At 71.6% G+C, this 11,806-nt stretch carries 9 protein-coding genes; 2 read left to right on the top strand and 7 right to left on the bottom strand.

All coding sequences use genetic code 11. The features are described from left to right. The 6 genes from QSK32_RS11085 to QSK32_RS11060 form a co-directional block, all read right to left on the bottom strand. On the bottom strand, nt 1-747 hold the full coding sequence (locus QSK32_RS11085) for a methyltransferase domain-containing protein (RefSeq protein WP_045745962.1): 747 nt from the start codon (nt 745-747) through the stop codon (nt 1-3). A gap of 28 nt (nt 748-775) precedes the next feature. Further along, nucleotides 776-1,147, bottom strand: coding sequence for an SSI family serine proteinase inhibitor (locus tag QSK32_RS11080; RefSeq protein ID WP_245674194.1), 372 nt, complete (start codon nt 1,145-1,147; stop codon nt 776-778). Nucleotides 1,148-1,179: 32 nt separating this feature from the next. Beyond that, entirely contained in the window at nt 1,180-4,464 is a 3,285-nt protein-coding gene (locus tag QSK32_RS11075) for an error-prone DNA polymerase (protein WP_285471822.1), read from the bottom strand. A 12-nt stretch (nt 4,465-4,476) separates the two neighbouring features. Beyond that, nucleotides 4,477-6,201, bottom strand: a complete 1,725-nt coding sequence (locus QSK32_RS11070; RefSeq protein WP_285471821.1) for a DNA polymerase Y family protein — start codon at nt 6,199-6,201, stop codon at nt 4,477-4,479. Next, entirely contained in the window at nt 6,201-7,208 is a 1,008-nt protein-coding gene (imuA', locus tag QSK32_RS11065; RefSeq protein ID WP_502872521.1) for a DnaE2-dependent mutagenesis accessory factor ImuA', read from the bottom strand. The genes QSK32_RS11070 and imuA' overlap by 1 nt, the downstream gene beginning before the upstream one ends. Nucleotides 7,209-7,951: 743 nt before the next feature. Further along, the gene (locus tag QSK32_RS11060) at nt 7,952-8,353 is read right to left on the bottom strand and encodes an SAV_6107 family HEPN domain-containing protein (protein WP_045745958.1); all 402 of its coding nucleotides are present in this window, start codon (nt 8,351-8,353) and stop codon (nt 7,952-7,954) included. On the opposite strand from QSK32_RS11060, the gene QSK32_RS11055 reads away from it, so the two are divergent. Next, the gene (locus tag QSK32_RS11055) at nt 8,352-8,576 is read left to right on the top strand and encodes a hypothetical protein (RefSeq protein WP_045745957.1); all 225 of its coding nucleotides are present in this window, start codon (nt 8,352-8,354) and stop codon (nt 8,574-8,576) included. The two genes, QSK32_RS11060 and QSK32_RS11055, sit on opposite strands and share 2 nt — an antisense overlap. A gap of 845 nt (nt 8,577-9,421) precedes the next feature. Here the strand turns inward: QSK32_RS11055 and QSK32_RS11050 are convergent. Beyond that, complete coding sequence (locus QSK32_RS11050) at nt 9,422-10,378, bottom strand: ArsR/SmtB family transcription factor (RefSeq protein WP_045745956.1); 957 nt, start codon at nt 10,376-10,378, stop codon at nt 9,422-9,424. 70 nt (nt 10,379-10,448) lie between these two features. Here QSK32_RS11050 and QSK32_RS11045 point away from each other — a divergent pair, with 70 nt between their 5' ends. Further along, entirely contained in the window at nt 10,449-11,774 is a 1,326-nt protein-coding gene (locus tag QSK32_RS11045; protein WP_285471819.1) for an MFS transporter, read from the top strand. The last annotated feature ends 32 nt before the right edge of the window (nt 11,775-11,806 follow it).

Raw genomic sequence — 11,806 nt, 5'->3', positions numbered from 1 at the left:
TCAGGCCGGCCGCCGGGCGAACAGGTGAACCTGGGAGGCGATGTCCCGGAACGGGCTGAGGGAGCTGAGGGCCGTCTCCAGTTCGAGCACCGCCTGCGGGTCCTCCTCGATCACCGCGGCCGGCAGCAGGTCCGCGAACACGCGTACCCCATGGGTGGCCTCGACCTGAAGTCCCGCGGCCGTGAGCAGGTCGCCGGCGCTCGTCGCGTCGTAGCGGCGCAGCAGCGTGTCGCGCGGACCGGCCCGGCCGGCCGGATCGGTGACCAGCGCGGACGCCGCCCGCAGCTGGCCGTTGACGGCCCGGTTCAGGACGGCGGCCGCACGGTTGGCCACCAGCAGGCTCACCGCGCCGCCGGGCCGCAACGCGGCGGTGATCGCGGCGAGCACGCCGGTCGGGTCGTCGACGATCTCGAGGACCGAGTGGCAGAGGATCAGGTCGGCGCTGCCCGGCGCGACCAGGCCGGCGAGCGCGTCGCCGTCGCCCTGCACCGCGGTGATCCGGTCGGCCACCCCGGCGTCGGCGGCGCGCCGGGTCAGCGCGGCGAGCGCGTCGGGGCTGGCGTCGATCACCGTGACGGCGTGCCCGGCCTCGGCGAGGGGCACCGCGAAGCCACCGGTGCCGCCGCCGACGTCGAGCACGGTCAGCTCGCGTCCGGCGTGCCGCTCCAGCTCAGCTCGGAGGACGGTCCAGACCGCCGCGGTGCGGGCCGTGACGAGCGGGCGTGCCGTGCGCGCAGAAGTTTCCACCCGAGCAGACTAACGGCCGTCCCATTCTCTAGAACGTGAAGAGGACCCCGGTGGCGCGGTTCATCTCGCAGGTGTTGCCGTAGGTCCGCTCCCACGCCACCGTTCTGCCTCGCCAGCTGCCGGCCAGCTGGGCGGTGACCGGTTGATAGAGCATCATGCACATGGTGGGGTCGGCCTCGCGTTTGTCCGGATCGGCGCCGGTACGCGCGAGTTCGGCACACGCCTCGGCGGCCCGGGGATGGGCGCCGCCGACCGGGTCGCAGGTCAGTCTGACCGCGGTGGCGTACCCCGCCTTGGCCATGTAGGTGAGGGTGATCTGGGACTTCTCGGCGGCGGCGGCCGGCGAGGCCGGGCCCACCAGGGCTGCGGCCGCCGCGACGAGGACTATCGGAGTTCGCATCATGCTGCACGATAAGCCTCCTACCGTTCTTATCACCGGAAATCACGAGAAGTCGGACTTACTGGTGGCGTCACCGCGTCCAGCCGGTCCGCCACCAGGTTGAGCACCCCCTCGGCCTTCTCCAGACGCCCCCGCACCAGCAGCGCCGTACTGGTCCGCGCCACCCGCCGGTAGCGCTGCCACAACCCGGGCGAACAGGTCACGTTCAGCATCCCGGTCTCGTCCTCCAGGTTCACGAAGGTCACCCCGCCCGCGGTGGCCGGCCGCTGCCGGTGCGTGACGATCCCGCCGACCCGGATCCGGGTGCCCGCCTCGGTACCGCCGAGCTGGTCGATCGGCAGCGCCCCGGCCCGTGTGAGGTCGTCCCGGATGAACCGGGCCGGATGCGTGTCCGGCGACAATCCGGTCGCCCACACGTCCGCGACCAGGACATCCACGTCACTCATGCCGGGCAGCATGGGCGCCTCGACACCGGTCACCGTGCCGGGGAGACGGTCCGGTTTGTCCTGGGCCGCGGCTCCGGCGGCCCACAGCGCCTCCCGGCGGGAGAGGCCGAAGCCCGCGAAGGCGTCGGCGGTGGCGAGCGCCTCGAGCTGCGCGGTGGAGCATCCGGTACGCCGTGCGAGATCCGTCATTGACCGATACGGACCACGGTTGTCCCGTTCCTCCTCGATCCTTGCGGCGAGCTCTGCTCCGATCGTACGAATAGCGGAGAGACCTTGCCGGACGGCCGGTCCGCGCAGCCCCCAGGCGTGCGGAGGTTCCCCGGCCGCGGATCTTCGCCGGCTCTCCGGTGTGCTCTCCAGGACCGCCGCGGCGTCGCTGAGGTTGATGTCCGGCCGCCGCACCTCGACACCGTGCCGCCGCGCGTCGTCGACCAGCGTCTGCGGCGAGTAGAAGCCCATCGGCTGCGCGTTGAGCAGGGCCGCACAGAACGCCGCGGGGTGGTAGCGCTTGAGCCATGCGCTCGCGTACACCAGATAGGCGAAGCTCATCGCGTGGCTCTCCGGAAAGCCGTAACTGGCGAACGCGGAGAGCTTGTGGAACAGATCGTCGGCCAGCGCGCCGGTGATCCCGTTGCCTGCCATGCCCTCGTAAAGTCTGTTTCTGATCCTCTCCATCCGTTCCGCCGAGCGCTTCGAACCCATCGCCCGGCGCAGCTGGTCGGCCTCCGACGGGTCAAAACCGGCCACATCGATCGCCAGCTGCATCAGCTGCTCCTGGAAGAGCGGCACCCCCAGGGTCTTGGCCAGGGCGTTCTCCATGCGCGGGTGCGGCACGGCGGGTTTCTCCAGGCCGTTCTTCCTTCGGATGTACGGGTGAACCGACCCGCCCTGGATCGGCCCCGGCCTGATCAGTGCCACCTCGATGACCAGGTCGTAGAAGACGCGGGGTTTGAGGCGGGGCAGCGTGGCCATCTGCGCGCGGCTCTCCACCTGGAAGACGCCGACCGAGTCCGCGCGGCAGAGCATCTCGTAGACCTCGTCGTCGTCGAGCGGCATCGTGGCGATGTCCAGCTCGTCGTCGATCATGTCGTAGGCGTAGTGCAGCGCGGACAGCATGCCCAGCCCGAGCAGGTCGAACTTGACCAGGTCGACGGCGGCGCAGTCGTCCTTGTCCCACTGCAGGACGCTGCGGTTCGGCATCCGGCCCCACTCCACCGGGCAGACCTCGATGATCGGCCGGTCGCAGATGACCATGCCGCCGGAGTGGATGCCGAGGTGCCGCGGGAAGTCCTGGACCGCGTTGGCGGCTTCGACCACCTGGTCCGGGATGTCCTCGGCGGTCGCCACGTCACCCCAGCGGTCGATCTGCTTGCTCCACGCGTCCTGCTGGCCCGGGGAGAATCCGAACGCCCGTGCCATGTCGCGTACCGCCGACCGGGGCCGGTACGCGATGACGTTGGCGACCTGGGCGGTGTGCTCCCGCCCGTACTTGCGGTAGACGTGCTGGATCACCTCCTCCCGCCGGTCGGACTCGATGTCGACGTCGATGTCCGGTGGGCCGTCCCGCTCCGGCGCCAGGAACCGTTCGAAGAGCAGGCCGTACCGGACCGCGTCGACATTCGTGATGAACAGCGCGTAGCAGACGGCCGAGTTGGCCGCCGACCCACGACCCTGGCAGTAGATCCGGTTCTCCCGGCAGAACTGCACGATGTCGTGGACGACCAGGAAGTAGCCCGGGAACCCCAGCTCCTCGATCATCCGGAGTTCGTACTCCAGCTGCTCGTAGGCCTTCCGCTCCCCGCCGGGATAGCGCTCCCGGGCACCGCGCATGGTCAGCTCCCGCAGCCAGCTCATCTCGGTGTGCCCGTCCGGCACCGGACAATCGGGCAGCCGCGGCGCCACCAGGTCCAGATCGAAGGACAGGTCCTCGCCGTACATCGCGGCGTTCGCCACCGCACCCGGATAGTCCCGGAACCGGCGGGCCATCTCGTCCCCGCTGCGCAGATGGGCGGCGCCGGCCGCGGGCAGCCAACCGTCCATGTCGTCCAGGCTGCGCCGGGCCCGGACCGCGGCGAGAGCCGTGGCCAGCCGGCGACGGGACGGCGTCGCATAGTGCACGTTGTTGGTGGCGACCACCTCCAGCCGGCGGCTCCTGGCCAGCGCGGCCAACGCGTCGTTGCGGTCCTCGTCGTACGGGTCGCCGTGGTCGGTCAACTCGACGGCCACGTTCGGGGCGCCGAACAGCGCCACGAGACGGTCCAGCTCCCGGGCCGCCGCCTCGACACCACCGGTGGCCAGAGCCGCCGGGACGATCCCCTTACGACAGCCGGTCAGCACCAGCACGTGATCCCGGAGCACCTCGGCGATCTGCTCCGGATCGCCGTAGTCGGGACGTCCCTTCTCACCACCGCGCAGCTGCGCCTGGGAGATCACCCGGGCCAGGCGGGCGTACCCCTCATGGCCGTGCGCCAGAGCGAGCAGGTGCAGACCCTCCGGATCCGGTTCGCCGTTCTGCGGACGGGACAGTCCCAGCGACAACTCGGCGCCGAAAATCGTGGGAAGCCCCAGTTCACGAGCCGCCTGGGAAAACCGCACCACCCCGTAGAAGCCGTCATGATCGGTCACCGCCAGCCCGGTCAGGCCCAGCCGCGCCGCCTCCTCGGCCAGCTCCTCGGGATGACTGGCGCCGTCCAGGAAACTGAAATTGGTGTGGCAGTGCAGTTCCGCGTAGGCGGTACTGCTCTCCGACCGGATCAGTGCCGGGCTCTTCCGGTACGGCTCCCGCTTGTGGGTCCAGGCCGGGGCGTCACCGCCGTCGCCGAGCGCCTTCTCCAGATCACGCCACGGCACCGCCGGATTGTGAAAACTCATCGCCGAACCCGCTCAGTCATAGATCGCCTCCACCAGCCACCGGCCGCCGTCGAGCGAGACCAGCAGCGCCCGCCCGTCGTCCAGCACCATCTGAAAACGCGCCCGCCGCCGGGCCTCGTCCTGCGCCCACCAGCGCTCGTCCACCGGCCACGGACCCGCCCAACCGGTGATCGCCATCGGTCGTCCACGATCGAGAGCCAGGGTGGCGGGCGCCTCGGTCACCTCGAGCCGGGCGCTGACACCGACCGGTAGGCCCGCGCCGTCGAGAACCATGGCGGGCAACGGGCTGGGCAGCACGACCGCGGGCGCCGGGCGCGGCAGACGGCCCGGCCACGGGGGCAGCACGACGGCCCGGCCCCGGCCCCGCTTGCGGCGCACCTTGACTCGGACGCCGATCTCGCCCTGTTCCTTCGTCTCCCGGTTCTCGGCGCTGCTGATGATGAACAGAGGCGGACTCGTCGCCCGGTCCAGTACCGGCACGGTGGCCACTCCCGGCACCGGCTCCGACGACTCCGCGCCCTCCCGTACCGGCACCCGCTCGTCACCCCACGGCACCAGTCGCACCTGGTCGTCCGCCGACCGACCGCCACTCAACACCGGCGTGACCACGGACTCCGGCCCGAGGAGACCCTGCACCCGGCTGAACGCCCGATGCGCCCGGTCACGCTCCGTACCGGTGTCTCCCCAGAGGCCCGGCTGCAGCCCGACATGCGCCAACACCCCGTCCGGCACCAGCCGCAACCGGACAAGCCCCGCCGTGGGACGCTCCGGTCCACGGCGCCGCGCCCCGGTCAGCCAGCCGTCCAGCTGCCAGCGCACCCGTTCGGCGATGGCCGCCGCAGTGAGCAGGCCGTCATGCCGCCACACCCGGCACAACTCCTGACCGTCCGCGGTCACCGCCTCCACCCCGAGCCGCGTACAGGCCAACCCGTACGCGGCCAGCCGGTCATGAACCCTTTCGGCCAGGGCCCGGCCCGCGAACGCCGCCACGTCCACCCGGTCCAGCGGCTCGTCGTATGTCTCCTCCACGGTCAGATCCACCGGCGGCCGTCGCACCGCAAGCGGCCGATGATCCGCCCCGGACGCCAGCCGATGCGACAACGCCCCGTCGAACCCGAACCGGTTCAGCACGTCCCCGGCCGGCAACGCAGCGAACTCGCCGAGCGTCTTCACCCCCAGCCGGTGCAGCAGGTCGGTCAGCTGCGGCCTCTCCAAAGCCTCCAGGGGTACGCGGTGAAGAAAGTCAGGTGTCTCCCCCGCCGCCACGACCCGCCCGGTCCGCGCCGCGATCCCGGCCGCGAACACGCCATCCGCGACCCCGACCTGCGCCTCCACCGCGCACGCCTGCGCCACCTGCTCCACGATCCGTTCGGCCGCGGCCTCCTCCCCGCCGAAATACCGGGCCGGGCCGCGCGCCGCCGCCGCACAGGCACCCGGCCGGATCACCTCGACGCCGGCCACCACCTCCTCGACGGCGGCCACCACCGGCTCGAACGCCCGGGCGTCCCGCACCGGATCGTGCTCCACGACGATCAGCCGGGGACACCGGCCCTGCGCCTCCCGTCGGCGCAGCCCCCGCCGTACCCCCTCCCGCCGGGCAGCATCGGAGCAGGCCACGACCCGGTTGGCGGCGAACACCGCGACCGGCGCGTCAGCCGGGATCCCGTCCACGATCTCCGCGGCGACGACCGGCCAGTCCGGGCACCACACCAGCAACATCCGCGCGGCCGTCTCCATCAGATCTCCCCGCTTCTCGCGCCGGGAACCGCTCTGGTCCCGGGCACCACTCCCGCCCCGGACACCGCTTCCGCCCCGAGTACCGCTCCCGCTCCGGACACTGCTTTCGCCTCGAGTACCGCTCCCGCCCCGGACACTGCTTTCGCCTCGAGTACCGCTCCCGCCCCGGACACCGCTTTCGTCCCGGGCACCACGGTGAGTCGCCCGCGCCCGGTCCCGGCCGGCTCCGACCGGACCGTGACCCCGGGCATCCACATGGTCATCTCCCGCGGCCGGGCGGCCGCGCCCCTGCCCCGGGCCACCACGGTGACCTCCCGGCGCCGAAGACGCCCCCGGCCCGTTCCGATCCCCTCCCACTGCCCGGAGCTGACCTCCAACGTCACGTCCGCCCCGGCCCAGTCCCCGAACGGCACCAGCACACATCCGCGCTGCCGGGCCCGGGCCGCCAGCCGACCGGCCACCGTGCCGGGCACCGGCCCGGGAACAGCCGCCACCACCACGTCCACCCCGTCGATCAGAGCCGCCACCACAGTCGGCCACTCCGGCCCCGGCTCCGGCACCAGAGCCAGCCGTTCCAGCACGACGCCACTCTCGGCCGCGGCCAGCGCCCCCAACTCCGGCACCCCGACGACGGCACACCACGCTCCGGCCCGGGACGCGGCGGCCAGCAACGACAGCATCAGCGAGGTACCTCCACCGGCGTCGGTGGCCCGCTCCCGCACGGAGGCCAACGCCGCCACCCGGGAACCCCGCAGCCCGCCCTCAGGTTTCCGCCAGCCGTCCGCCCCCGCCTCACGACGGTTCTGCCGACCGCTGAGCGTCAAGCTGTTCTTCCCGCCGTACGCCACAGCCACCGTGCTCCCCCGGCGAAGCCCCTGCCCAGGCAGTAGCCCACCCAGCTCGGGCGCCACCGGCAGCATCCGGTGCACACCCGTCTCGTCACTTCCGGTAGCCGGCCGCACCAACTCCGTCAGGGCCACCGCACTGCCGATCATGCGCCCCGCCACGTCCCCGCCCCGTTCCGCATCTCCCCGCTCACCACCCACCTACCGCCGCTGAGGTGTGCCGAAGCCCAAAGCAACCGGATCACCCGGCGGCCGCCCCACCGACGAGCACGGCTCCCGGATCCGGATTCAGACCACGTTCACCGCCACGACGAAGCAGGACCACCGTCGGACAGTCACCACACCGACGAAGCGAAGCCACCCGTCCTGAACGGGCCACCACAACGAAGCGAAGCCACCCTCTGCGGGCGTTCGCCGCCGCAGCGAGGTGATGCCGCCCCTCTCGGAAGCTCACTGTCACGACACGGCGAAGTCACACACCGCCGAAGTCACACCGCCGAAGTCCAGCGCGAGCTCGGAGCCGAGGACGGTCACCACGGCCGGCTGCAGGGACTGTCCCGCTCGCGGTGGGCGCGACGACCACTGCCCAACTGCCCACAGACACGCCGCTGTCTTTCCCGTAACCGGCAGACACTCCCCGCCGACGGCAGAAGCGGTGACCACCGCCCATCCGTCCACAGACACAACGTCAACCGCCCGGCAACCAGCAGACGGCGTCCACTTGTCGGAAGAGATGACAGTGGCAGAGGAGATGACGACCGCCTGGCTGTCCGTAGATGTAACGCTGACTGCCCGGCAGCCGACAGACGCCGCTCTGTTGATCGCAGGTGTGACGGCGGCTGTCAGGCTGTCCGCGGGTGCGGTTCGGCTGAGGGCCGGCTGCGACCGGGAACATCCCCACCCGGTCACGCGGCCAGTGGTGGTTGGCAGGTCAGGCCCAGCGACGACTCGGCGACCGCGACGAACTGCTCGGCGGCGCGCACCAGGTCGTCCGCCTCACGGGCGCTCACCACCTGTGGGATGCCGGCCTCCGCCGCGGCGCGCTTGCCCGCACCGAGGGCGAAGTAACCCGCCCAGTCGCTGAACTCCGGAGCGACCAGCACGAGCAGCGACCACACACTGGTCGCCCGGGTGCGGCGCCCCGGCCCGGCCGGCCGGGCACGAGCAGCGAGCAGCGCGGCGGCCGCCCGCAACGCCGCCAGATGCGCCGCCGCGAACCGCAAACCGTCCGGAGTGGTGTGCACCGCCTCCTCAAGACTCTGCCGGGCGATCACCAGCAGCTGAGCGGGCGTGCGATGCGGAAGCATGTGCGCCGGCACCGCGGGAATGTCCGCCCCACCCGACCGTGACCTGTCCGCCGCGCTCGTCGGCGACACATCCTCCGAGCTGGAAGCCGACATGTCCGCCGCGCTGGACAGGGACCCGCACGCTGCACGGGCCGGCAACGCATCCATCGCCCCGGTGGGTGACATCTCCGCCACGCTGGACCGCGACATGCCCGCAGCCGTGCCGCGCACGGGGGCAGCCTGACGTGGGGAAATTGCGTTCGGGGTGATCATCGGCTCGGCCTGAGCCGGGATGACCACCGTCCCTGCGGGGCGTGGATCGGCTCCCGCTCGGCGCGGATCAGTTCCGGCTGGGTCCCCACCAAGTCCTGTGGAGGCAGAGTCAAGTTCTGCTGCGCGCGGATCGGCCTGCGCTGGGCGCGGATCGGCCATGGGTTCGACCGGGCTCGGGACGAGCGCCGGTCCGGGAACCGTCCTGAAGCCGGGAGCCGTGCGGGCCGTTGCGGCCGTGGTGCTCGCCATGGTCGTTTCTCCTCGCCTGTTCCGCATCCGACTGGGTCGAACCGTGCCGCGGAGGAAGACGCAGCGCACACCGTTTCGCGAGATGGCGGCCGGCCGGGCATGAAGCTTCCCCACACCACACCCGGCCGGACACCGGTAGGCGGGTCCGCCGCCCGCCACCGGGGGTCGGAGGCGACGGGCGACGGCCTGCCTGATGCGAATCCGAGCCCGCGAATGCCCGGATCACGCGTGCGGCGCTTCGCGGGCGCCGCGGGCGGGAGACGAGCCGCGAAACACGCTCCCTCGCCGGAACGAACACCCTTTCGAACATCCGTTCTAACTGCCCCAGAGACTAGCACCCCCCTACGACAAAAAGGCAACCTTCAGGGCCACCTCACCGCGCCTTTTTCGAACAGATGATCGACAGCAGATCGGCCCGCCGCAGGGCTTGAGTCGGCCCCTGGGGCAGACCTCAAACTCGACATCGCACAGGGCCCCGAGACGGCCGTTCAGCACCGGCGCCGACAGCGCAGAGCCGGTGCAGAAGAGAGGAGACACCCGGTGAGGCAGACGAGCCACACGCGCGGCTCACTCCGCGGAGGCCGCCCGGACCAACGCATCCCCGGCCGCCGTCCGGGCATAGAGCACGTTCCGGCCGGCCCGCCGCCGGCCGACCAGTCCGGCTTCCAGCAACACCTTCAGATGCCGCCCGACCGATCCGAGTCCCTGCCCGGTGACCGCCACCAACTGGCTGGTGCTCTTGGGGCGCCCGACCTCCACCAGCACCCGGGCCCGGCCCGCGCCCAGCAGACGTCCCAGTGCTCCGGGCACCGCTCGTCCAACGTCGGCGAGAAGCCCCGAGCAGCGATACATCACCGCGCAGCGGCGGCTCTCCGGCCCGTCCCACGACACCCATCCGTTGGACATGCTCACCGGGACGAAGACCAGACGCTGCCCGGAGACATCACGGGGTGGGTAATCGTATGCATTGATCTGCAAACGTCCCTGGCCCAGCCACCGCATTCCGGTACGCATCCGGCCCAGCGCGGCCTCCCACCCGCCGAGGGTGAGCTGCCGGGTGCGGGCGACCACGTCGGCTTCGAGGATGCGCCGGCGCCGGGGCCAGTCCGGTTCGACGATCCGCCGCCAGATCCAGGTCATCAGGTCGGCGGCCAGTCCGCCCAGGTCGGCGTCCTCGAGCACGGCCGGCAACGGCCCGAGGTCGGCGCGGGCCGCCACCCGGGTGGCCGCGCGCACCACCGCGACCTCCTCCTCGAACGGCCGCTCCTCGTCGCCCGCCGGGAGGGTCATGAAATCGGCCAGCCAGCGGGGCTGCACCGCGAGCTCGACAAGGGCCCGAGTCGCCGGTTCATCCGCGAGGTGAGCGAGATATGCGGGACGGTGCGCCCGCAGCCACTCACGGTCGCCGGGGTGCTCCGCCTTGTCCCAGCGCAGCAGAATCAGCGCGGCCATCGTCTCCGCCAGGGGCGACAGCACGAAACGGCTGCCGGCCAGGGTGTCGGTATCGATGCGCCACCAGCCCACGGGGACCGTCCTTTCGCCGGTGCGCGAAACATTAACGGTCCGGCCGGGACGGGCAGAACACTTCCCGGCCATGCGCACCTATCGACAACTGTTCCGGACACCGGAGTTCACTCCGCTGTTCGCCGCGGCCTGCACGGGCACCGCGGCCACGACCGTGAGCGGTCTGGCCCTGGCGACGAGCGTCTACTCCCGCACCGGTTCTCCGCTGTACGCGGCGCTGAGCATGTTCGGTCCATCCGTGGCGCAGATGGCCGGCGCGATGCTGCTGCTCTCCGCGGCCGATCGGCTGCCGCCCCGGGCCGCACTGACCGGGGTGTCGCTGGCATCCGCGACCCTGATCGCGATTCTCGCCGTTCCGGGTCTGCCGGTGCCGGCGCTCTTCATGGTGCTGCTGGCCATGGGCCTGGTGAGTTCGGTGGGTGGTGGCGCCCGGGCCGGGCTGCTGACCGAGATCGTCCCCGAGGGGGCTTACCTGCTGGGCCGGTCAGCACTGAACATCTCGGTCGGGACGATGCAGATCGTCGGTTTCGCCACGGGCGGCCTGCTGGTGTCCGCACTCACCCCGACGCAGACCCTGCTCGCCGCGGCGTGCCTGCATCTGACGGCGGCACTGGTGCTCCGGCGAGGGCTCACCCGCCGCGCTCCACGCGCGACGGGACGCCCCTCGGTGACGACGACCTGGCGGGTCAACCGTCAGCTCTGGAGCATTCCCTCGGTACGCCCGGTCTACATCGGCCTGTGGCTCCCGAACGGTCTGATCGTCGGCTGCGAGGCACTGTTCGTCCCCTACGCTCCTTCGGGGGCCGGTCTGCTCCTGGCCGCGTCGGCGCTCGGCATGCTCACCGGCGACGTGCTCGCCGGGCGCTTCCTCACTCCGGCGATCCGGGTTCGCCTGGCGCCGTTCATGCGACTGCTGCTCGCCGTACCCTATCTGCCGTTTGCCCTCGGCCTTCCCCTCCCGCTCGCGGCGATGGCGGCGGCGGTCGCCGGGGTGGGTTACTGCTCCACGCTGCTGCTGCAGGAACGTCTGGTGGCCCTGACCCTGCCGGAGTTCCGTGGTCAGGCGCTCGGCCTGCACACCTCGGGCATGCTCACCATGCAGGCGATCTGCGCCGCGCTGGCCGGTTCCATCGCCGAGTGGCTCTCCCCCGCCACCACGATCACGGTGATGGCCGCCGCCTCGGTCGCGGTCACCCTGACCCTCGCCCCAGCCCTCCGCCACACCCGCCCCGCACCAGCACCAGCACCAGACCCGACATCGGCACCGGCACCGGCACCGGCACCGGCAACACAGACATTCCCCACGACCGACGCCGACCATCCCGCTCAAACCCCTCCGGCCACCACCGGCCACTCCCACTCAAATCAGGAGGTCGCCCACGCCAAGGAGGCATAGAGCTCCGTGAACAGCGGTCACGGACAACGAGA

Origin of the sequence: Actinoplanes sp. NBRC 101535 (genome assembly GCF_030269225.1) — a bacterium.
GTDB lineage: Bacteria > Actinomycetota > Actinomycetes > Mycobacteriales > Micromonosporaceae > Actinoplanes > Actinoplanes rectilineatus.
The sequence above is the reverse complement of the archived record's forward strand: the minus strand, read 5'-3'. Positions and strand labels throughout refer to the sequence as shown.

Coding starts and splice junctions, on each gene's coding strand:
- QSK32_RS11070 (WP_285471821.1), bottom strand. CDS start 6,201: ATGGAGACGGCCGCGCGGATGTTGCTGGTGTGGTGCCCGGACTGGCCG.
- QSK32_RS11075 (WP_285471822.1), bottom strand. CDS start 4,464: ATGAGTTTTCACAATCCGGCGGTGCCGTGGCGTGATCTGGAGAAGGCG.
- QSK32_RS11045 (WP_285471819.1), top strand. CDS start 10,449: ATGCGCACCTATCGACAACTGTTCCGGACACCGGAGTTCACTCCGCTG.
- QSK32_RS11055 (WP_045745957.1), top strand. CDS start 8,352: ATGTGCGCCGGCACCGCGGGAATGTCCGCCCCACCCGACCGTGACCTG.
- QSK32_RS11060 (WP_045745958.1), bottom strand. CDS start 8,353: ATGCTTCCGCATCGCACGCCCGCTCAGCTGCTGGTGATCGCCCGGCAG.
- QSK32_RS11080 (WP_245674194.1), bottom strand. CDS start 1,147: ATGCGAACTCCGATAGTCCTCGTCGCGGCGGCCGCAGCCCTGGTGGGC.